The sequence below is a fragment of the Archangium minus genome (assembly GCF_044360475.1).
Taxonomy (GTDB): Bacteria; Myxococcota; Myxococcia; order Myxococcales; family Myxococcaceae; genus Archangium; species Archangium minus.
Genome location: NZ_CP043494.1, coordinates 10,643,921 through 10,665,760, shown reverse-complemented (window position 1 = coordinate 10,665,760; position 21,840 = coordinate 10,643,921). Strand labels below are relative to the sequence as shown.

Genomic DNA, 21,840 nt, shown 5'->3' with positions numbered 1-21,840 from the left:
GCCCGCTCGCCAGATCGTACCCGTTCGGGTCGAGGGCACAGGACAGGCAGGGAAGGGTGCCCGCGACGTGCCCCCGGAGCCCGGCCGAGGGATCATCCCACTGGAGTGCTGCCAGGACTCGTGGTGCTTCGTGGCACCGCTCCCAGTGTCTGGCGCTTCGGGAGTTGACGCTAGGAGAGCGGAAGCGTGAGCGTGGCCACGGCGCCCTTGCCGGGACCCTCGCTCTCCAGGGTGAGGCTGCCCTTCAGGAGTTGCGCCGCCAGGGCGCTCGCGTGCAGTCCGAAGCCATGGCCGTCCTTGCGCGTGGTGAAGCCGTGAGCGAACAGCTTGTCTTTTATCTCTGGCGCAATGCCCACCCCATCATCCACCACCTGGATGCGCGCCTTGTTCCCCTCCGCCGTCAGCCTCACCCTCATGTTTCGCTGGCCCTCGGGGGCTCCATCCAGCGCGTGCTTCGCGTTGCTGATGAGGTTGATGAGGATCTGCAGCACCTTGTGCTTGTCCACCTGCACCCTGGGCACCGCCGTGAGCTCGCGATGGACGGTGACGCCGTGGCGCTGCAGCGCCGCCATCTGGATGCGCAGCGCGTCGTCGATGAGCTGGGCCAGGTCGCACTCCTCCGTCATCAGCGAGGTCCCGGCGTACGTCTGCTGCACCTGGACGATGGCGCGGATGTGCTCGATGTGCCGGCCCATCGCATCCATGTCCTCCATCAGGGACGTCTGCTCGCGCGCCATCTCGTCGGCCAGCGCCGACAGGTAGTCCGGCAGGTGCCCGCCACGAGGGTCCTTCGTCAGGAAGTCCGCCAGCGATTCCCGGTTCTCCAGCAGCAAGGCCGAGGCCTGCTTCAACCGGCCCACGCGCGAGGTGCTCACCGCCCTGCGCATCATCTCCAGGTTGACGACGGCACTGGTGAGCACATTGCCCACGTTGTGCAGCACGTTGGTGGCGATCTCCGCCATGCCCACCTCGCGAGCGGTGTCCACGAGACGGGCCTGGGCTTGCTTGAGCTCGCGCGTGCGCTCCTCCACCCGCTGCTCCAAGGCGTCGTTGGCCTGACGCAGCTCTGTCCGAGCGCGCTGCACGTCGGCATACAGCCGCGCGTTCTCGATGGAGATGGCCGCCTGCGAGGCGATGTGTCCCAGGAGGGCCAGGCGTGCCGGGCTGAAGGCGTTGGTGGCCAGGTTGTTCTCCAGGTAGAGCGCCCCGGAGAACTGCTCCTGCCTGAGCAGCGGCAGGCACAACACCGAGCGCGCACCGCTGCGCGTCAGGTAGGGGTCCGATGAAAACGGATGGGGCCTGGAAGCATCGCCAATGAGCACGTGCTCTCGTGCGCGCCGGACATAGGTGAGGAGCGTCCACGGCAGCTCGCTGTCCGGCGAGGAGTCGGAGGTGGCCGCCACCGAGAGCGTGTCCCCGTTTAGCAGCAGCAGGGCGCCGCGCTGGGCTCCCGCGTTCTCGATCGCCGCGTGCAGCAGCGTGGTCACCAGCCGCTCCAGCACGATTTCGCCGGAGATGGCCTGCTGGGTCTTCACAATGGTGAGCGCGTCGATCCGGGTCGAGTCCGTACTGCTGGTGGTGCACGCGTCCTCGGTGGCCTCCGAGGAGGAGAGGTTCGGCCACAGGGACTCCAGGTGTTGGACCTTGCCCAGGGCGCCCCACTGCTTGTAGGCCGCCAGGGCTTCGCGCGCGAAGGCATGGGCGACGATGGGCGCCTGCCGTGTGTGCCAGAAGTTGGCCGCGAGCTCACTGGCCAGTCCCAGGTACTGGGTGGCACCACTTTCGCGAGCCGCGCGGATGGCCTTCTCGTAGGCACGTGTCGCCTCATCCGGCCGATCCTGGAGGCGGGCCAGTTCCGCGGAGACCAGTCGTTCGAGTGCGTGGAAGTTCTCGGGGCAGTTCTCCGCCCACTCCGCGAGCTGCTGCTGGTGGCGCTGGATGTCCTGGAGGAACCGCTGCTGCTCCTCCGGCGTGGCCTGCTCGAAGCAGGCGGCCAGCGCCAGGGCACGGTAGAGCTCGTAGTCGCGGCTTTGGATGTTGCCCTTGATGGTCCACTGGAGCCCGGCAGCCTTGTCCGCTGCTTCTCGGGCCTCCTCGTAGGCGCCGAACATGAAGGACGACTGGAGTTTGAAGACCTGGTAGCCGCACCGCACGCCGGCGCTGCGCTGGGGCGACGTCATCCGGATTTCGAAGGCCGGGTCGAACGAGCGGGTCTGCCCGCGCATCTGCTGCATGTAGTGCTGGGCTATGTGCAGCGAGTCCTGGGGCTCCAGGAATCCCGTCTTGTTCAAGAACTCGCCGCGTACGAGCGACTCCTGGTAGACGTCCTCCAGGTTGTGCCCCATGGCGAGACGGTTGATGACGGAATAGAGGCTGGCGTAGGCGGCGGGGGGGATGTCACCTACTTGAAGCGCGTGGTGGAGGCCGTCCAGGAGGAACTCCTGGGTCTTGGACAAGGGCTGGATCCAGTAGCTGCTGAACTGCGAGCAGAGGAGGACATCCCCCCGGTAGGTGGACAGGTTGTGCCGCTCGACGAGCTCGAGGGCGAGCCTCGCGAAGGCATGACCCTCCCGGTACCGTTTGAAGTACGCGCTGGTGATGGCGCCAAACCAGCAATATCCGCTCACGACGGCATCCAAGAAGCCGTGACGGAGGGTGAGGGAGACAATCCGGCTCAGGAGGATGGTGAGCAGGTTGGGGCTGGAGGAGTACGCGGGGCCGAAGAGCTTGTACATGGCGCTGACGGCCAGCTTCATGTCTGGGTCGGTCATGAGCGGCAGCTCGACCAGGCTCTCGATGGGACGATCTCCCAACGCGGCCCACGCCTCCTCATGAGCGGCCACCGCTTCCTCCCAGGTGGGGCGCGGCGGGAGCGGCGTGCCCAGCAACGTCAGGCATTCCATGATGCAGGTCATGCCTTCCGGGTATTCACCCATGGCGAAGAGGATGTCCTGCCTCAGGATGTAGACGGCCGCGGTGTCCGAGCGCGTGCTCGCTCGGGAGCGGAGCTCCTCGACCAGGCGGCGCGCCTCGGCGGCGTTGCCACTCATGAGCTCACAGCGCGCCAGGGCGAGGTACAGCTTGAAGGCCAGCTCGGGAGCCGTCCGCCAGGGGTCTCCCGGGATGAGCGTGAAGGCCGTCTTGAAGTAGGTGATGGCGGGGCCGAGCGCCATCGCGGCCCTGGCCTTCCTGCCTGCCTCGGCGTTCAAGAGCGCGAGGTGGTGGCGCTCCGAGGGCTCTTCGATCAGCTCCGCGCCTGCGTTGAGCTGGCTCACCACGTCGAAGAGCGACTCGCCCACCTCCTCGTGCGACAGGCGCTCGAGCATCAACCGGCCGATGCGCAGGTGGATGGCCTTGCGCTCGGCCTCGGAGACGAGGGAATGGGCCGCCTGCTGGATGCGGTCGTGAATGAAGCGGTATTGCTCCGGACCGGCGCGCACCAGCATGCCTTCCTGGAGGGCGGGCTCGAGCTGCTGCTCCACATCCCCCATCTCGGCCAGACCGGAGAGGGTGCCCAGCAGCTGGAGGGAGAAGACATTGCCCGCGCACGCCGCCAGCCACAATTGGTGCTGAGTGGCGAGGGGAAGCTGGCGCAGCCTGCCCACCATGAAGTCGACGATGTTCTCCGAGTACCCCCGGGCCCGCACGCCTTCGGCATCCCAGCGCCAGCCACCACCGGGCACACGCACCAGCAAGCCATCCTGGTGAAGTGTCACCAGCAACCGCAGCAGGAAGAAGGGGTTGCCTCCCGTCTTCTCGTGCACCAGCGCCGCGAGGGGCTCGACCACCTCCCTGTCCGCGCCCGGCAGTGTGTCGGCCACCAGGTGCTCCACCTGCTCCACGTTCAGCGGTTCCAGGCGGAGGTCCACCGTCCGAGTCCCTTCCTTGCGCACCTCCTCCAACATCTGCATCAGCGGGTGCGAGGGGCTCACCTCGTTGTCCCGGTAGGCGACAATCCACAGCACGGGGGGAGGGGCCGGCTGTGACATCATGCGCCCGAGCAATCGCAGACCGGTCAGGTCCGCCCACTGCAGGTCATCCAGGAACACCACCAGCGGGCGCTCCGTCGTGGCGAACACCGACACGAACTGGCGGACCACGCGGTAGAACCGGTGCTGGGCCTCGCTGGGAGGGACCTCCTGGAGCGCGGGCTGCCGGCCCACCAGCACTTCCAACTGGGGCATCAGATCCACGAGCAGTTGGCCCTGATCCTCCCAGGCCTGGTTCACCCGCTCACGCCACCGGGCGAGCTCCTCGTCACTCTCCGCGAGCAGTTGTTGCACCAGCCCCCGGAGGGTCTGCGCCAGCGTCGCGTATGGAACCTCCCGCTGGAACTGGTCGAACTTGCCGCTCAGGAAGAAGCCGCGTCGCTGCACCACCGGCTTGAGCAGCTCGTGCACCACGGAGGATTTGCCGATCCCCGAGTACCCGCTGACCAGGAACAGCTCCGGCCTGCCCATCCGGACCACGCGCTCGAAGCCCTCGAGCAGGGCGGACACCTGCTTCTCGCGCCCGTAGAGCCGTTGCGGCAGTTGGAAGCGGTTGGGCGTGTCCCGGGTGCCCAGCGTGAATACTTCCTTCGTGCTCAGTCCTAGCGCCTCGCGGCACTGCTCCAGGTCCGCCTGGAGTCCCTCGGCGCTCTGGTAGCGTTCCTCGGCCACCTTCGCCATCAGCTTGAGGACGAGGGCGGAGAGGGCGGGCGGCACCTGGGGGTTCAGCTCGTGCGGTGGTGGCGGCGTCCGCGCCATGTGCGCGTGGAACCACTCGAGGGCATCGCGCGCCTGGAACGGTCGCTGCCCGGTGAGCAGCTCGTAGAAGGTGACGCCCAGGGAGTAGAAGTCGGTGCGGTAGTCCACCGCGCGGTTCATGCGCCCGGTCTGCTCCGGGGACATGTACGCCAGCGTCCCCTCGAGCATGTTCGTTGGGCTCGCGTCCAGGTGCTCCACCTGCTGGAGCGTGGCCGCGCCGAAGTCGATGAGACGTGCTGCTCCCGAGGGCTCCACGATGATGTTGGAGGGCTTGATGTCCTTGTGGATGACGTTGTGGCAGTGGACCTCGCCCAGGGTGGAGACCAGCGAGAGGGCCAGGTCCAGAAACTGGGAGAGTTCCATCGGCTGGCCCGTGGGCTCGGACAAGGGGTCGCCTCGCACCTGCTCCAGCAGCAGCACGGGCCGGTCGTGGATGCGCTCGAAGGCATAGGGGGTAGCCACCCCGCGCACGTCCCGCAGCCGCTGCAGGATGGAGAACTCCCGCCGGTACCGCTCGCTGTCGATGGGACCGGGCGAGGGAGCCATGGGCGTCTTGAGGATGACGGGGAGACCATCGGCCTCGCGCACGGCATGGAACAGCGCGTTCGAGCCCGTTGCTCGGATGGTGCCAAGAACCCTGTAACCCGGGATGTCCAACATGGAGGAGTGTCCTTGTCGGCGAGCGCCGGACCTCGAGACGTCGCTCCAGCTCGCCAGCTTGTTCGCGTTCGGGTGGGGGGGGGCAGGGGCCGAGCAGGAAACGGCGCCCGTGATGTGCTCCCGATGCGCGACCCAGGAAACATATCACTGAAGTACTGCTGGGGCTCTTCGGGTGTTCGCTGTCCTGAGCGGTTCACAGAGGGTAAAAGGGCCGCCATGAAACGGAAACTCCTCTCCCTCGCCGCCGCCGCCACGTTGCTGCTTTCGGGCTCCGCCGGTGCCGCTGAGGCCCAGACTGTGCCCTCCCGTATGCCCAATGCCACCGAGCTCAAGCGCATGACGGCTCGCTTCGCCCCCGTGGACATCCAGGTCGATGTCTCGAAGCTCCCCGAGAACGAGCGGCGCGCCCTCGCGAAGATCCTCCAGGCCGCCCAGATCATGGACCCGCTCTTCTTGCGTCAGGTCTGGGCTGGCAACGAGACGCTCCTGCTCGAGCTCCTCCAGGACAGCTCCCCGCTCGGCCGTGAGCGGCTGCACGCATTCCTCCTCAACAAGGGGCCCTGGTCTCGGCTCGACCACAACGCGCCCTTCGTTCCCGGTGTCCCCGCCAAGCCCGCCGAGGGCAACTTCTACCCGGCCGGCGCCTCCAAGGCCGACGTCGAGGCCTGGGTGAAGTCCCTCCCCGAGGCGCAGCAGCGCGAGGCCACCGGCTTCTTCACCACCCTGCGCCGGGACACGAACGGCAAGTTCGTCTCCGTCCCCTACAGCATCGAGTACCAGGGCGAGCTCGCTCAGGCCGCGCAACTGCTGCGCGAGGCCGCTGCGCTCACCACGCAGCCCACGCTGAAGGCCTTCCTCACGAAGCGCGCTGACGGCTTCCTCAGCAACGACTACTACCCGAGCGAGGTTGCCTGGATGGAGCTCGACGCCAGCATCGAGCCCACCGTGGGTCCCTACGAGGTCTACGAGGACGAGTGGTTCAACTACAAGGCCGCCTTCGAGGCCTTCATCGGCCTGCGTGACGATGCCGAGACGCAGAAGCTCGCGAAGTTCAGCGGCGAGCTGCAGGGGCTGGAGAACAACCTCCCCATTGATCCGAAGCTGCGCAACCCCAAGCTGGGAGCGCTCGCGCCCATCCGCGTGGTCAACAGCCTCTTCTCCTCGGGCGATGGCTATCGCGGCGTGCAGACCGCTGCCTACAACCTGCCCAATGACGAGCGCGTGGCGGCCGAGAAAGGCACCAAGCGCGTGATGCTCAAGAACATCCAGGAGGCCAAGTTCCAGCGCGTGCTGGTGCCCATCTCGCAGGTGGCGCTGCCCGCGAAGGATCGCAAGGACATCTCTTTCGATGCCTTCTTCACTCACATCCTCATGCACGAGCTGATGCATGGCCTGGGGCCCCACAACATCACCGTGGAGGGCAAGCAGACCACGGTGCGTCAGGCGCTCCAGGCGTCCTCCAGCGCCATCGAGGAGGCCAAGGCGGACGTCTCCGGCCTGTGGGCCCTGCAGCAGCTGGTGGACAAGGGGGTCATCGGCAAGGAGCTGGAGCGCACCATGTACACGACGTTCCTGGCGTCCGCGTTCCGCTCCATCCGCTTCGGCATCAACGAGGCGCACGGCAAGGGCATCGCCCTGCAGCTCAACTACTTCCTGGATAACGGCGCCGTGGTGGTGAACAAGGATGGGACTTTCTCGGTGGTGCCGGGGAAGATCAAAGAGTCCGTCACCGCGCTGACGAAGCAGCTCATGGAGCTGCAGGCCAGCGGCAACCGCGCCAGCGCCGAGTCGCTGCTCGAGAAGATGGGCGTGGTGCGCCCCGAGGTGAAGCGCGTCCTGGACAAGCTGAACAACGTCCCCGTGGACATCGAGCCGCGCTACGTCACCGCCGAGAAGCTCACCGCCGAGCTCGGGGGCTTCTCTTCCCCGGGCGCGAAGTAACAGTGGGGTTTGCTTGCCTGCCGCGTGCTTTTTCCCGTGCGCGGCGGGCGGCGCATGATGAGAGATGAGGCGGATGAGCAGCCACGTTCCTCGAGGTCCCTGGGGTGTCCTCATCGCGCTGAGCGTGCTCGGCGCGTGGATGGGTCATCTTGTCTGGCTGCTGGTGGCGGCCGACCTGTCGCTCGCCTCGCCCCTCACGTACCTGCACATCGCCCTGCAGGCGTACCTGTGCACCGGGCTGTTCATCACCGGCCATGACGCCATGCATGGCACGGTGAGTCGCCACCGGTGGGTGAACCAGAGCGTGGGCACGCTCGCCTGCTTCCTCTTCGCCGGGCTCTCCTACCGGCGTCTGGTCGTCAACCACCGCGCCCACCACGCGGACCCCACGGGCCCGGACGACCCGGATTTCTCCACTCGCACCCAGGCCTTCTGGCCTTGGTTCGCCACCTTCATGGTGCGCTACATGACCTGGCCCCAGTTCCTCGTCATGGCGGCCAAGTTCAACCTGTTGATGCTGCTCGGCGTGGCCCAGTGGCGGATTGTGGCCTTCTGGGTGGTGCCCGCGGTGCTTGGCACGGTGCAGCTCTTCTACTTCGGCACCTACCTGCCTCACCGGAGGCCGGACACCCCGGACATGGCGCCCCACCACGCGCGCTCCCTGCCGCGCAACCACCTGTGGGCCATGCTCTCCTGCTACTTCTTCGGCTACCACTGGGAGCACCACCAGTCCCCCTCAACGCCCTGGTGGCGACTCTGGAAGATGCGGGATGCTCGCGCCCGCGAAGCCGGTCAAGCCCTGAGCCTCCGGCAGCTGTAACCGGATTTCGGCTCGTGCGTACGGAAGGGAATCATGCGCCAGAAGCTGCCCGAGCCCCTGGGGTCCGAGATCACCTCCGAGTCGCTGTACCTGCGCCGGCGTGAGTTCCTCAAGAGCGCCGCCCTCTTCACTGGCACCGCCGCAGCGGTGGGCACCGGGCTGCAGCTCCTCAGCCATCGGCCCACCGGCGGGGACTCCCCACTTCTAGGGGTACCGGGCGAGGCCCCCAAGGTGGCGCGACCCCGCGGCCCCTACGACACCGACGAGCGCGCCACGTCCTACGAGGACGCCACCACCTACAACAACTTCTACGAGTTCGGTCTCGACAAGGGCGAGCCCGCCGAGAACGCGCACACCCTCAAGCCGCGGCCATGGACTGTCATCATCGACGGCGAGGTGCACAAGCCGCAGCGCGTGGACATGGACACGCTGCAGTCCTGGTTCCCGCTCGAGGAGCGCGTCTACCGCATGCGCTGCGTGGAGGCCTGGTCCATGGTGATTCCGTGGCTCGGCTTCCCGCTGGCGGGGTTGCTGCGGCGCGTGGAGCCCACCGGTAAGGCCAGGTACGTGGCCTTCGCCACCCTGAAGGATCCCGCGCAGATGCCTGGCCAGAAGTACCCCGTGCTGGACTGGCCCTATGTCGAGGGGCTGCGTCTGGACGAGGCCCTGCACCCACTCACGATGCTTGCCGTGGGCATGTATGGCCGCGTCCTGCCCAACCAGAACGGTGCGCCGCTGCGGCTCGTGGTGCCGTGGAAGTACGGCTTCAAGGGCATCAAGTCCATTGTGCGCATCACCCTCACGGAGAAGCAGCCGCCCACCACCTGGAACCTGGCCAACGCTCGCGAGTACGGCTTCTTCGCCAACGTGAATCCCCAGGTGGACCATCCGCGCTGGAGTCAGGCCTCCGAGCGCCGCATCGGTGAGCTCCGCCGCCGTCCCACGCTGCCCTTCAATGGGTACGCCGAGCAGGTGGCCAGCCTCTACACGGGCATGGACCTGCGCCGCGACTTCTGACGCCCATGGCCGCTCCTCCATACCCCTGGCTCAAGCCGGCCGTCCTCGTGGGTGGCCTCTCTCCGTTGGCCCTCCTGGCGCTCCAGTTCGTGCAGGGGACACTCGGCGCCAATCCCATTGAGCGCACGCTCAACCAGACGGGGATGCTTGCCCTTATCTTCCTGGTGGCTTCGCTCGCGTGCACGCCGCTCAAGGTGGTGTTCGGGTGGACGTGGCCTCTGCGCCTGCGCAAGTTGCTGGGGCTGATGGGCTTCGCCTACGCCTCGCTGCACTTCCTCACGTATGCCGTGCTGGATCAGGGGCTGGTGCTCGAGGCCATCCTCGAGGACATCACGAAGCGGCCCTTCATCACCGTGGGCTTCCTCGCGCTCGTGCTGTTGGTGCCGCTGGCCGTCACCAGCACCCATCGCATGGTGCGGCGTATGGGCTTTCCCGCATGGCAGCGATTGCACCGGCTGGCCTACGTGTCCGCTTCGCTGGGGGTGGTGCACTTCGTCTGGCGCGTGAAGAAGGACCTCACCGAGCCGCTCGTGTACGGCGGCGTGCTGGCGCTGCTCTTCGTCATCCGCGTGGCTGAGTCGTTGCGCAAGCGGCGGGCTCGGGCGGAGACCGCGGTCTCGACGCCCTCCGCGTAGCGGTGCTTCGCGTTTCGTCTCAGCCCTTCTTCGCGGGCGGGAGGATGGTGTCCACCAGCGCCATCAGCTGGGCGCAGCTCACCGGCTTGCGCACGAAGGCGTTGATGCCTGCCTTCTGGCCCTTGTTGCGCACCTCGGCCGCGTTCGCGTCGCCCGTCATCATCAGGATGGGAAGCTTGGAGATCTTCGTGTCGCCGTGCGCACGCACCGTCGCCGCGAAGTCCGCGCCGTTCATCCCGTCCATGTGGAAGTCGGTGAGGATGAGGTCCACCTGCTGCGCTTCCAGCACTTTCAGCGCCGCTTCCGCCGACTCCGCCTCGATGTACTCGAAGGAGCGAGCCATCAAGTAGATCTTCAGCAGCGTGCGGATGGAGCGGCTGTCATCCACCAGCAGCACGCGCTGCTGCTGCTGCACTTCGGGCTCGGGGATGGCGACGGGGCGTGGCTCAGGGGTCGCCACGGTCGCGAAAGCCTTCGCCGTCTCGGAGCTGAGCATCCCGAAAGGACGCACGGGCTCGGAGGGGTTCACCGGGGTTCGGGCCGGAGCGGTGCTGAAGGAAGCAGACGGCCGCGCCGGCTCGGTGGGAGCGGACGAGGGACGTGGCGAGGAGGTCGCCGCTGCTTCGGGCACGACTGTTGCCGGCTTCATTGGAGAGTCTCCCAATTCACATCCATGTTCGCCGACGGACAACGTGAAGTCAAAGTAGAGCGACTCCCGGTGTGGGAGTTTTTCGCTCTTAAGAGATGAGCCTTTTTCACGGTACTTCGAGCACGAAAGACTGGCTCTCCAGCGAAGGCAGACCGCTCTCGGCCGCGAGCGCAGGTGACAGCTCGTTGGGCACGCGCCACGTCTGGCCGGTGAACTGGACGAGCGTGAGAGCGTAGCGTCCGGAAGGCACCGAGCGCAGGTCTACCCTGTGGAGCGGATCACGCACATCGATCGCCCTGGGTAGGACCATGACTGTCAGTGAGGGCACGGCCACGGCCTCCATGCGCGGAGTCCCATCGGGATTGCGCAGGGCGTCTAGCACCGACGGATGCAGCATGGCGGCGAGCACCACCTGGTCCGGCAATCCGTCGCGTGTTCCATCGATCGCCCGGGGGTAGTCGGCGCCCTCCGCGTCGAGGATGCCATCGCGGTCCAGGTCGTTCTCGTCGGCGAGCCGCTGCGCGCCGGTGAGTCCCTGCACATCCGCCATCTTGCGCACCAGCACGCGAGGCCAGAGGTCCCACTGGTCCACCTGGCCGTCGGCGTTGGTGTCATCGGGCTTGCCGTCGCCGTTGTTGTCCACGTAGCGCACGATCATGGCGGGGGGCCGCACGTCCACCACGCCCTCGCTGAGCTGCAGGGGCCGCAGCTCCAGCAATTTGCCGCCGGTCGCCGGGTCCAACCGTGCGTCACTCACGACGAAGGCAGGGCGCTCCAGGGGCACGGTGCTCGAGTCGCTGAAGCTCACGGTGATGCCGGTGGCGGCCTGGAGGGCACCGTCCGGGCCCGCGGCGATCTCCACCACGCGGGGGGCTCGGGTGAGGGCGTCCACCGCGGCACCGCCCACGTCTCCGGCGTTGGGCTCGCCCGTGACGCCGTACCAGGGGAGGAAGTCCGGAGTGTGGCAGGGCTGTGCGCCGGTGCGGCACGTGTCCGCGTCGATGAAGCCGCGCAGCAGGTAGCGCCCCGGGGCCACCAGGCTGAAGCTGAAGGGCGCGGTGAAGGGGCCGGAGGAGCTCGGGTCCGCCGGGCCGAAGAGCTGCTCGGCGGGAATGACGGTGAAGCTCAACGGGCGGCCCGAGCCCTGGGGCGGAGGTGGGTGGTCGGCATCGTAGAGCAGGACGATGGCGTTGCCGCGGGCGCGGCTCTGCACCACCACCTGGCCGTCGATGCGTGACAGCTGCTGGTTCTGGCGGCGGTCCGCGGTGGGCACGACAGGTGGGGGCTCGCAGCCGGTGGCGAGCACGGACGCGAGGGCCAGGCCCACCAGAGTCTTCTGGCAAGGGGAGCTCATGGGGTCACCGTCAGGATGGCGAGCACGCGGCGCTCGATGCGGTTGCCGAAGGGGTGCTGGGAATGCGCGGGGCCCAGGTTCGAGCCCACCAATGCCACTGACACCTTGTCCTTCACCGGCGTGTAACCCACGCGGGCGTTGATGATGGCGTAGGCGGGCAGCGCGTTGGCCAGAGGCTCGATGCGGGTGGGGTCTTCCGACTCGGGCTCCCGCTCCACCCAGGTGGTGGCGGACGTCCAGGCCGCATCCACGCCGAGCTCCAGCGCCTGGCGCGTGCGGTAGGTGATGCCGCCGTACAGCTTGAACTGGGGTGCCTGGCTGCACGGGCCGCACAGGCCTTCCTCACCCTTGGCCGACACGCGCTGGAAGGCGGCGCTGGCCTTGATGCCGAGGCCATCCACCGGGGCCAGCGTCACGCCGGCCTCGGCTCCGCGCGCGGTGTAGACGGCCGCCTCGTTCTGGAAGACGGAGCGGCCCAGCAGGTACGTCCCCGAGGCCGCGTCCCAGGACTCGCCCGGCGGCAGCGGACGCACGGCGGACAGGTGGATGAGGTCGCTCACCGTGTTCTGGTAGAGCGCCACGTCCCAGTCCATGCCGAGCGTGGGCGCCTCTCCGCGGTAACCCAGCTCGAGGGCCACCATCCGCTCGGGCTTGAGCGCCAGGTTGCCGGCGGACAGCGCGCTGGCGCCGTTGACGCCGGGGATGGGGATGCGCACGCCCATGTAGCTCTCCAGGAACGTGGGCTCGCGGAAGGCCGAGGCGGCGCTGGCGCGGAAGGCATGCCCCTCAAAGGGCATGAAGAGGGCGGACACGCGCGGCGAGCTGGCCAGGCCCGGCTTTCCCCCGTCCAGCAGCGGGTGTCGGTCCACGCGGTAGGAGGCCACGATGCGGAAGGGCTCCGCCAGGCGCCACTCGTCCTGGACGAAGGCCGCGGCGTGGAACTCCTCGCGCAGCGGACCCAGGTAGCTCCACGCCACGCGCTTGAGGCGGCCCTCCACGCCCACGTTCACCTGGTGCTCGCCCAGCAGCTGGAAGCCCTTGCTGAAGAGCACCTCGCCGTTGAAGAGGTTGGAGGTGACGTGCGTGGCCAGCGAGCGCTGTCCCACGGCCTCGTACTGCGGCCCCGCAGCCGCCGACAGGTGATTCCAGAAGGCCTTGACCTTGAGCGGCCCCAGTCCCGCGTCCGCCTTGACGAAGGCGTTCACCCCGTCCAGGTAGAAGTTGCGCAGCACCCCCAGTGGGTAGGCCTCCGTGTAGTAGCGGTTGACGCCGCTGGACAGGCCCAGCTCAGCGCCCGAGTCCAGCTGGTAGACAGCGGCCAGGTTGCCGCGCGCGCTGCGCACACCCAGGTCGGGCTGGGGGTCCATGATGGCCATGTCCGGCCGGCTGTCCGCGAAGTCACGGCTCCACTTGTCCGCCTGCGAGTACGCCGCCGAGGCGCGGTAGCGCAGCCTGTCCGAGCCTCCATGGCTCACGAAGCTGCCGCCCACGGTGTTGGCGTTGCCGAGCGAGGCCTGGAAGCGCGCTCGGGGGCCTGTCCCTGGGGCCCGGGTGATGATGTTGACCACGCCCAGCATGGCGTTGGCGCCGTACAGCGCGCTGCCCGGGCCGCGGATGACCTCGATGCGTTCGATCTCCTCGAGCTCCACGGGGATGGACGACCAGAGCGTCATGCCCAGGAAGTCCTGGTACTCGGTGCGGCCGTCCACCAGCACCAGCACCTTGTTGGCCACGCGCTGGTTGAAGCCGCGCAGCGACAGGTTGGCGCTGCCTGTCCCGAGCATCATCACCTCGGCACCCGGCACGCGGCGCAGCAGCTCCGGCAGGCTGGTGGCGCCTGAGAGGCGGATGTCCTCGGCGGTGATGACGGTGGTGGCATTGGGGGCCTCCAGAGAGGACTGGGCCCGGCGGCTCGCCGTCACCACGCGCTCTTCATAGGGCACCGCGCCTGCGTCTTCGTCAGCGCCGACCACGTGCTCCGTGCCGTCGTCCTGGACGGCGCCCGACGTGGGCTGCGGGGCAGCGGCGGGCCGCTGCGCGGCGGGCAGGGACTCGGCGCGGGCGATGGCCTTCTCCAGCCGCTCGACCAGCACCGCGAGCGCCTTCGCCGACTCGGCACCAGGCGCGGCGGGCATGGGGGGCAACCCGGGCTTCTTCCCCGGCACCACCGGCTCTCCAGGCTGTGCCGTCTCGGCCTGATTCGACGCCTCAGCGGCCTTCAGCGACTCCTCGAGCTTCGCCAGCGAAGTCCGCGCCGTGGTCACGTCCGGCGGGTTGGCGGCGATGTAGCGACGCAGGTAGTCGGCTGCCTCGGACAACCGGCCCGCATCCTGGTAGGCGCGGGCGATGTTGTAGAGGACGTTGGGGTGGGGCTTGATGGAATACGCTTCCAGCAGCTCGGCGATGCCCTGGTCGTACTGCCCCTGGGCAATGAGGCTCATGCCGGTGCGGAAATGACGGCGAGCCTCCAGGCGCGCGTCGCCGAAGGCGCTCCCCGCATACAGCACCAACGCGAGGGCGCCCGCTCGCTTCAAGGCGGTCGGGTTCATCACAATCTCAGTAGGGGTCGTCCTTGTACCCGGAGGAGCTCCTGCTCGAGGAAGAGCGGGAACCGGACTTCTTCTTCAGCTTCTGGTTGAAGCGCACCACGGGCCCCGCGCCCTCGGCGATGGCGGTGACGCGCTGGTAGCCATCCAAGGCGAAGGTAAGGCGGGCGCTCGCGCGGCCATCCGAGCCCGGGGGCACGGGCAGCTCCACCGGCGTCTCTCCCAGCACCTGCCCGCCGTACATCACCTTCGCGCCGCCGGGCTCGCTGTCGATCAGAAACCGGATGGGCGCGGGCTCGGCCGCGGCGGGCGCAGCCTCCTCGGGAGCAGGCTCGGCGGCGGACTGTGGGGTGGTGGCGGCGGGCGGGGGCTCCAGGATGCGGCGCTGCTCGGCGGGGGGCGTCTTCTCCTCCGGAGCCACCGCGGCGATGGGCTCGGGTACAGGCGTGGGGGCGGCCTGGGGCGCGGGAGCGCGCAGGGCGATCACCAGGGCCACGCCCAGGCCGAGCAGCAGGGAGCCACCGAAGAGGGCCACGGGCAGGGTTCGCCGGACGGGCGGCTTCGCGGGCTCCTCCACGGCGATGTCGAGCGCCACGGTGCTCGCGCCCGTGGAGCCGGGGGTGGGCAGGGGGCCCGTCTGCGGTCCCGAGACGGGGCCGCTGCCGGGGCCAGGGAGGACCGTGAAGCCCCCGGTGACGGGGCTGTGAGGGCTGGAGAAGGCGCCGCTGAAGCCCGCGGACGCGGCGACGCGGCGGATGGACTCCAGCACCTCGTCCATGGACTGGAAGCGCTCCTCGGGGCGCTTGTACATGCACCGCATCACCAGGGCCTCCACCTCCTGCGGCACGGTGTGTCCGGGCCAGATGCCGGCGAAGGCGGGTGGGGCCTCGTTGAGGTGCTTGAAGATGACGTCGATGCTCTGCGCCGCCTGGAAGGGGGGACGCCCCATCAGCATCTGGAACATCACCACGCCCAGCGAGTACACGTCGCTGCGTGGGTCGGACACGTTGCGCGCCTGCTCGGGCGCCATGTACTGCGGCGAGCCGAGGATGATGCCGGCCTGGGTGATTTCCGTCTCGTTGGGCTGGCCCCGGTCCGGCAGGAAGGACTTCACCAGGCCGAAGTCCAGCACCTTCACCACGTCATGGTCGTCCTCCTGGTTGAGGACCATGATGTTGGCGGGCTTGAGGTCGCGGTGGATGAGGCCCACCTTGTGGGCCTCGCGCAGTGAGCGCGCCACCTGCTGGGCGATGTTCAGCACGCGCATCCACGGCAGGGGGCCCTGCTGCGTGAGGAGCTGCGCCAGCGTCTGCCCCTCCAGGTACTCCATCGCGATGTAGAGCACCCCGTCATCCGTCTTGCCGTAGTCGATGATGGTGACGGTGTTGGGGTGGCGCAGCTTGGAGGTGACGGCCGCCTCCATGAAGAAGCGCTTCTGGAAGCCGGGGTCCTTGCCCTCGCTGTACTGGGGGTTGAGCACCTTGAGGGCCACGAGCCGGTCCAGCGGCGCCTGCACCGCCTTGTAGACCCGACCCATGCCCCCCGCGCCGAGCGCCTCCACGATGCGGAACTTGTCGTTGAGGATCCGGCCAATGAGGGGATCTCCGACGTCGGCCGGTGCGCTCTGCGCCTGGGCGCTACCTTGTACCATGAGCTCCCCCGCCGCCCGCCGGGTAGGCGCGGCGAAATGTGACCTTTCCCGTATGCTACCACCAGACCCGCTGGCTCCGAAAAGTCGGGGTCACCTGGAACGCGTGTTGTGAGGGCCGAGAATACGGCTCTAGCGGAGCTACGTCACGTCTTGGACAGGTTCACCTGCCGAGTCCTTCCCTGACGCGCCGCGCCACCGGTTTTTCCCTCTGGTGAGGCATTGGACTTACGCGTTGCGTCAAGGCACGCTCGCAAGAACGTGCTGGCCACGTTCATGTACTCGTTCTTCGCGCTGGCGCTGGTGACGGTGCAGTGGGTGGTGTTCGGCTATTCGCTGGCCTTTGGCAAGAGTCACGGAGGGTTTATCGGCGGTGGGGACTATCTGTTGCTGGAAAACGTGACGACGGCGGCGAAGGGGTCCATCCCGCACCTGGTCTTCATGGGCTTCCAGCTCAAGTTCGCCATCATCACCCCGGCGCTCATCTCGGGCGCGTTCGTGGAGCGGATGAAATTCAGCGCCTACGCGCTCTTCATCCTGCTGTGGGGCAGCGCGCTGACAGCGGGGCCGCTGGCGGGGCTGGCCTTCGTCACCACACACGTGGCGGCGGGGGCGGCGGCGCTCTCGTGGACGGTGGCCGAGTGGTACTTCCGCAAGCGGCCCACGCTGCTGGGCTTCGTGTCCGGACTGGTGGCGGGGCTGGTGGCCATCACCCCGGCGGCCGGCTTCGTGTCACCGGCGGCCTCCCTGGTCATCGGCGGCCTTGCTGGCGTGGTGTGCTACGGCGCGGTGCTGCTCAAGGAGAGGTTGCACTACGACGACTCGCTGGATGCCTGGGGCGTGCACGGAGTGGGCGGACTGCTGGGGGCGCTGCTGGTGGGGGTGTTCTCCCAGGCCTCGCTCAACCCGGCGGGCGCGGATGGGTTGCTGCACGGCAACCCGGCGCTGCTCGGAAAGCAGGCCCTGGCCGTGCTGGCGGTGGGCGCCTATACGGCGGTGGTGACGCTCCTCCTGCTCAAGGTAGTGGACAAGGTGCTGGGCCTGCGTGTCTCCGAGGAGGAGCGCATGGGGCTCGACTCCACTCAGCACGGCGAGGCGGCGTACACCTCGTGAGAACTGTGGACTGCTCGGGCTCAGCGGAGGGGACCGAGCAGCCCTGCGCGCTCGAGCAGCTCACGGACGCGCTCGGCCAGGGCGATGTGCTCGGGGTTGCTCGCGGTGAAGCGCTCGGGTGTGAGGACGAGGAGCGTGCCCTTGTCCTCCACGCGTTCGCTGTGCACCGGGGCGGGTAACGGAGGCACGGTGCCCCGGCGGCGTGAGAGGTAGGTGACCCAGCCCACCAGGGGGCCTACTTCTCCCTTCTTCGACACCAGCTCCCGGTGGCTGTCGGACGTGGCAATCGCGTCGTCTGGATCCCAGGCCATTGCCATGGCGCGCACGAGTCCGGTCAGTACAGGTGCAGTCAGCACTCGTTGGGCGTTTGGCCCCGTATTGGGAAGTTGGAAGAGGCACCGATTGCCGACTTCCTTCGCATAGCCGCCACACTTGATGTGGAAGGCGCAGGCATCATCATCGCTGTCTTCTCCGTTCCAGCCACTGAGACGAAAGCCCAGATCTTCGAAGAGCTTGTCCTTGCCGCGGCGGAACATCTTCTCCAACGTGAGTTGGTCCGTCTCGACGGGATGTTGGATCGCCTGCTTTCGTGAGTTCCCCAGCTTGAACCAGCGAGAGAAGGAGGGATCGACTGTGACGAGAGTCTTGAAGAAGGATTCCGCGCGTCGGCCACACTCTTCTGGGGACTCCTTCCGAATGTGCCAGTAAGCACCCGCGTAGTAGGTCTCGACCAAATCTTTCCTCCTTCACGGGTGCGCTGGCGTGTGGACGACTTCAATTCCACGCACCTGGGCTTTATCCAAGAGCTTTCGGATGGCCTCGGCGACCTTGGATTCCGCCACATGCCAGCGAATGGGTGTTCCGTTGGTGGCTTTGAGTTGGCGCTCTGCCTGGTCCACGATGCTGCGGGCTCCCTTGGCGAACCACTTCTTGGGCTCCAGCTTGTCGGTGAACTTGTTGGCATAGCCGGGTCCCTTGGCCTCCAGCAGTACGCCCTTGTCGTAGCCATCGAAACGCACGCCGCGCACGACGTACGAGTCGTTCACGGGGCGGCCGGAGATCTGCTCCTGGTAGCGCGCCGCGCGCCGGCTCATGGACTCCTTGACCGGGCTCCACTGTCCAGGGCCCCCTGCTTGTACGGATGCACCCGTCTTGCCGCTCGTCCCTTGGAGCGATTGATGGGCCATGTGCAGGACGATGGCGGCACCAGCTCCTCCACCCAGCGTGGTGACGGCTCGCCCCGCGGGGACGACTACGCGTTGGAGTACCAGTGCTCCGTCCGCCGACAACGACAGGGTTGGCACGGAGAGGTGCTCCAGGCCTCTGCCAACCGTTCCGAGGGTCCGAGTGGTCCCGGCGGCAGTGCCATAGGTCGCGAGCACGGTGACGGTCAGCCGCGAGAGCGCGCGAATCTGCTCTCCACGGGTCATCAACCGGAAGTGCTCACGGTACTCCGGCGAGTGGAGGACAAGCGCCGCCACACCCTCGGGAAGCCTTGAGAGCGCGGTGAGGCTGTCTCCCGGGTGAAACACCCATTCGCCCAGGGCCAGCACCGTGTCGCGGAAGGAATCCTCCGCTCCGTCCAGGACTCGGTTGATGACATCTCCGTCGTCATACACCTCGGCCAGGGGTGGAGCAGTTCGGACTCGCCGGAGCTCATCATCCACGGGCACGAAAGCGCCCCCGTGGCCGTCGTAGAACCGGCCCACCTCGAAGGGGCCAGCCCTCAATGCCCCCACCTTCAACACCACCTGTCCCACGCGCTGTTGGGTGTGACCGCTCAGTGCCCAGGCCAGGTATCCGTCGGGACGGAGTACTGCCAGCCGCTCGAAGCGCTCCACGCGTGCGAGCAGGGCGCGGCGTGGCAAGTCGTCCTCGCGCTCCATGACTTCACGGAGCAGATGCGCAGCCGCCATGCGCGGACCGAAGCCAGCCAGTGTGACAGGGCGGGACAGCAGCACGTCATACAGCGCCGCTGCGTCCTCTGGAGTGAAGTCCTCCTCTCATGGAGGCAACAGGTCGGGGTCGTTCACCCCGGTGCGAAGGAGCAGGGCCTCGAAGCCGTCCAACTCCACCAGCCGCCCTTGCACCAGATGCGGCGGTAGCGAGGCTGGGCCGCCTCCTCCCTTATCGAGGTGCTCGCTGCGTCCCGTGGCACAGCCGGTGAGCAGCACGAGCAGGACAAGTATCAACGTGCTCGTGTTACGCCCCTTCGAGCCCTGTCGGGAGCGGGCCACCTTGGGACGACGTGACATGTGAGGCCTTGCGCCAGTCGAAGACAGCCCCTTCAGGGGCCCGAGGAATCTCGAGAATGCGCTTGGCTTAGCGCCGCTTGCGCGCGCGAGCCTTCTCCCGGGCTGCCTTGAGCTTCTCCAGCTTCGCCCGGGCCTTGTCCCGCTTCACCTTGGCCTTCTCCAGCTTCAACACCGCGCGCTGGATGAGCCCCGCCTTCTTCTTGCACCCGGTGGCCACCGCCTTGAGCGCCATCGGACGGCCCCGCATCGGGAGTGTTCCCCGCGCGAGCTCGGGCCTGTCCATGAGCAGCTTCTCCGCCTCGGTTCCACAGCGGCGGTAGCGATCACGCACCTCCGTGTAGAGCGACAGCCGCGCCTCCAGGTCCTTCTCTCGCCTCGCCTTCTTCTCCAGCGCGGGCGCTTCCCGGCTCTCCCCGAGTGGACCGGATACGAAGTCGATCACCCTCCGCGCGCGCCCGACCTTCTCTTCCGCCTGCTCCAGGCGCCGCTCGGTGTTCCGCGCGGAGGCCGCATAGTCCGCGCTCCTCGCCTCCAGCTCCTTGCCCGTCTTCAGCCGCTCCCGGGTGCGTTGGATGGCCTCCTGGGCCGCTGCCACCTGCTCGACACCCATGTCCTTGCCCGCGAGCGCGTCGACGGCCTCGGTGACCGCGAACATCGCCTCCACGACCACGTCCCGCTGCTTCTCCACCAGGGCCTCGAGCTCCTTGCGCTCGCGTTCCGCGGCGGCCGCCTTCTCCCGCCGGATCTTCTCCTCTCCGAGGTGCGGAAGGCGCGCCTTGAGCTCCGCGAGCTGCGAGTGGAGCATCTCCGCCTCGGGAGAGAGGTTGACATCCGGATGGGCGAGGAGCTCTTCCGCCTTCGCCAGGAGCGGTGCGGCGCGCGCCGCGTCCAGGTTCCGGACGTGCTGCTCGGCCTCGTTGAGCAGCAGGGTGGCCTCGTCGGTCCGCTGCTCGCCGTCGTTCTGGCGCTGCTGTTTGGTACGAGGACCACCACAGGCGCTCACGGCCACCGTCAGGAGCAGAAGGAGTACCCAGGTTCGGGATGTCGTGCGTGGGGGAATCATGTCTGTCGCCATCCGGGCCTGCCCAAGATAGGGGAGAGCATGGTCCGGAAGGCCCATCGGAAGGAAGTCCACGAGTTGACACTGTGAACGATCCAGGCCCGTTGAAGCCTTACACTGAGCATATGACGGATAGACTGAAGGCCCTGCTGTCCTCCGCGCCACGTTACCCCCAGCGCATCGTGTGCATGACGGAGGAGACGACGGAGACGCTGTACCGCATCGGGGCGGGGGATCTCGTGGTGGGTGTTTCCGGCTTTACTGTCCGTCCGCCCGAGGCCCGTAAGAAGCCACGCGTCAGCTCCTTCCTGGATGCCAACTTCGAGCGCATCCTCGAGCTGAAGCCGGACCTGGTGCTGGGCTTCTCGGATCTGCAGGCGGACCTGGGCCGCGAGCTGTGCAAGCGCGGGGTGCCGGTGGTGCTCTTCAACCAGCGCTCGCTGGCGGAGATCCTCCAGACGGTGCGTGTGGTGGGGGCGCTGGTAGGGCGGGCCGAGGCCGCGGAGAAGCTGGCGGATGAGCTGGAGGCGAACCTCGCGCGGCACGCGGAGGCGGCGGAGCGGCTGCCTCGCCGGCCCCGCATCTTCTTCGAGGAGTGGCACGAGCCGCTCATCTCCGGCATCCGCTGGTGCTCGGAGTTGGTGGAGCTGGTGGGCGGGGAAGACGTGTGCCGCGAGTCGCGCGAGCAGCAGGGCGCCAAGGGCCGTATCTTCGAGCCAGCCGAGGTGGCCCGGAGGAATCCCGAGGGCGTTATCGCCAGCTGGTGTGGCCGCAAGGCGAAGCGCGAGAAGATCATCTCTCGGCCAGGCTGGGAGCGGGTGACGGCGGTGGTGGATGACCAGCTCTACGAGGTGAAGAGCACGTTCATCCTCCAGCCGGGGCCGGCCTCGCTGACGGACGGGGTGGATCAGCTCGCGCGCATCGTGGCGGCCATTGCCCGGGGCGAGAAGCTGCCGCCGCCTCGTCCGGGAGACCTGCGCGCCGCGCCGCTATCCGCCGACGGCGCGGAGGGGCGTGACTGACTCGTACACCACCCGCAGGAAGTCGTCGATGTCGAGCGGCTTGTGCATCAGGCGCACGCCCGGAGGGGGAGTCACCCGAGGGTGGGCGGTGATCATCACCGCCTCCGTGCCTCGCAGCCGTTGCTCTCGCTCCGCCTGCTCCAACATCCACCTGCCCGTCTCGCCAGGCAGCATGTAGTCGGTGATGACCAGGTGGAAGGACTCCGCCCTCAAGAGGGCAAGCCCCTCCTCTGCCGAGCCCTTGCTGGTGACGGAGTAACCCTCACTCTCCAGCAAGTCGGTCAGCCCTTCGCGGATGTCCTCGTTGTCCTCTACCAGGAGAATCTTCACGTTGCGTCCGGACCCTACGAAGTCCATCTCTCGGAGCGGCGA

The 21,840-nt window shown here is 67.8% G+C and carries 16 protein-coding genes; 6 read left to right on the top strand and 10 right to left on the bottom strand.

Annotated elements, in window-relative coordinates:
* Positions 1 to 170: 170 nt before the first annotated feature.
* Entirely contained in the window at positions 171 to 5,408 is a 5,238-nt protein-coding gene (locus F0U60_RS43680) for an AAA family ATPase (RefSeq protein WP_395809115.1), read from the bottom strand.
* Between the two features lie 216 nt (positions 5,409 to 5,624).
* On the opposite strand from F0U60_RS43680, the gene F0U60_RS43675 reads away from it, so the two are divergent.
* The 4 genes from F0U60_RS43675 to F0U60_RS43660 all read left to right on the top strand — a co-directional run bounded on the left by F0U60_RS43675 (position 5,625) and on the right by F0U60_RS43660 (position 9,821).
* Positions 5,625 to 7,349: a hypothetical protein gene (locus F0U60_RS43675; protein WP_395809113.1), complete on the top strand. Its 1,725-nt coding sequence runs from the start codon at positions 5,625 to 5,627 to the stop codon at positions 7,347 to 7,349.
* 73 nt (positions 7,350 to 7,422) lie between these two features.
* Complete coding sequence (locus F0U60_RS43670) at positions 7,423 to 8,169, top strand: fatty acid desaturase (protein ID WP_395809111.1); 747 nt, start codon at positions 7,423 to 7,425, stop codon at positions 8,167 to 8,169.
* Between the two features lie 33 nt (positions 8,170 to 8,202).
* Positions 8,203 to 9,186 (top strand): protein-methionine-sulfoxide reductase catalytic subunit MsrP, encoded by a 984-nt coding sequence (gene msrP, locus F0U60_RS43665; RefSeq protein WP_395809109.1) that lies wholly within the window; start codon positions 8,203 to 8,205, stop codon positions 9,184 to 9,186.
* A 5-nt stretch (positions 9,187 to 9,191) separates the two neighbouring features.
* Complete coding sequence (locus tag F0U60_RS43660; RefSeq protein ID WP_395809107.1) at positions 9,192 to 9,821, top strand: sulfite oxidase heme-binding subunit YedZ; 630 nt, start codon at positions 9,192 to 9,194, stop codon at positions 9,819 to 9,821.
* Between the two features lie 19 nt (positions 9,822 to 9,840).
* On the opposite strand, the gene F0U60_RS43655 is transcribed toward F0U60_RS43660, so the two are convergent.
* The 4 genes from F0U60_RS43655 to F0U60_RS43640 form a co-directional block, all read right to left on the bottom strand.
* On the bottom strand, positions 9,841 to 10,470 hold the full coding sequence (locus F0U60_RS43655) for a response regulator (protein ID WP_395809105.1): 630 nt from the start codon (positions 10,468 to 10,470) through the stop codon (positions 9,841 to 9,843).
* A 106-nt stretch (positions 10,471 to 10,576) separates the two neighbouring features.
* Positions 10,577 to 11,824, bottom strand: a complete 1,248-nt coding sequence (locus F0U60_RS43650; protein ID WP_395809103.1) for a hypothetical protein — start codon at positions 11,822 to 11,824, stop codon at positions 10,577 to 10,579.
* Complete coding sequence (locus F0U60_RS43645) at positions 11,821 to 14,373, bottom strand: TonB-dependent receptor domain-containing protein (protein ID WP_395809101.1); 2,553 nt, start codon at positions 14,371 to 14,373, stop codon at positions 11,821 to 11,823. Before F0U60_RS43645 ends, F0U60_RS43650 begins: the two co-directional genes overlap by 4 nt.
* Positions 14,374 to 14,380: 7 nt before the next feature.
* Complete coding sequence (locus F0U60_RS43640; RefSeq protein WP_395809099.1) at positions 14,381 to 16,021, bottom strand: serine/threonine protein kinase; 1,641 nt, start codon at positions 16,019 to 16,021, stop codon at positions 14,381 to 14,383.
* 219 nt (positions 16,022 to 16,240) lie between these two features.
* On the opposite strand from F0U60_RS43640, the gene F0U60_RS43635 reads away from it, so the two are divergent.
* A complete protein-coding gene (locus F0U60_RS43635; RefSeq protein ID WP_395809097.1) occupies positions 16,241 to 17,131 on the top strand; it encodes an ammonium transporter in 891 nt (296 codons plus the stop codon).
* 20 nt (positions 17,132 to 17,151) lie between these two features.
* On the opposite strand, the gene F0U60_RS43630 is transcribed toward F0U60_RS43635, so the two are convergent.
* From F0U60_RS43630 to F0U60_RS43615, 4 genes are all read right to left on the bottom strand, one after another.
* On the bottom strand, positions 17,152 to 17,865 hold the full coding sequence (locus F0U60_RS43630; RefSeq protein WP_395809095.1) for an immunity 52 family protein: 714 nt from the start codon (positions 17,863 to 17,865) through the stop codon (positions 17,152 to 17,154).
* A gap of 12 nt (positions 17,866 to 17,877) precedes the next feature.
* On the bottom strand, positions 17,878 to 19,092 hold the full coding sequence (locus F0U60_RS43625) for a Tox-REase-5 domain-containing protein (protein ID WP_395809093.1): 1,215 nt from the start codon (positions 19,090 to 19,092) through the stop codon (positions 17,878 to 17,880).
* A 42-nt stretch (positions 19,093 to 19,134) separates the two neighbouring features.
* Positions 19,135 to 19,386 (bottom strand): hypothetical protein, encoded by a 252-nt coding sequence (locus tag F0U60_RS43620; RefSeq protein ID WP_395809091.1) that lies wholly within the window; start codon positions 19,384 to 19,386, stop codon positions 19,135 to 19,137.
* 67 nt (positions 19,387 to 19,453) lie between these two features.
* Positions 19,454 to 20,449 carry a hypothetical protein gene (locus F0U60_RS43615; RefSeq protein WP_395809089.1) on the bottom strand — a complete coding sequence of 332 codons (996 nt, stop codon included), beginning with the start codon at positions 20,447 to 20,449 and terminating at the stop codon, positions 19,454 to 19,456.
* 122 nt (positions 20,450 to 20,571) lie between these two features.
* Here F0U60_RS43615 and F0U60_RS43610 point away from each other — a divergent pair, with 122 nt between their 5' ends.
* The gene (locus F0U60_RS43610) at positions 20,572 to 21,468 is read left to right on the top strand and encodes a cobalamin-binding protein (protein ID WP_395809088.1); all 897 of its coding nucleotides are present in this window, start codon (positions 20,572 to 20,574) and stop codon (positions 21,466 to 21,468) included.
* Here the strand turns inward: F0U60_RS43610 and F0U60_RS43605 are convergent.
* Positions 21,436 to 21,798 carry a response regulator gene (locus F0U60_RS43605; protein ID WP_395809086.1) on the bottom strand — a complete coding sequence of 121 codons (363 nt, stop codon included), beginning with the start codon at positions 21,796 to 21,798 and terminating at the stop codon, positions 21,436 to 21,438. The two genes, F0U60_RS43610 and F0U60_RS43605, sit on opposite strands and share 33 nt — an antisense overlap.
* Positions 21,799 to 21,840: the final 42 nt, after the last annotated feature.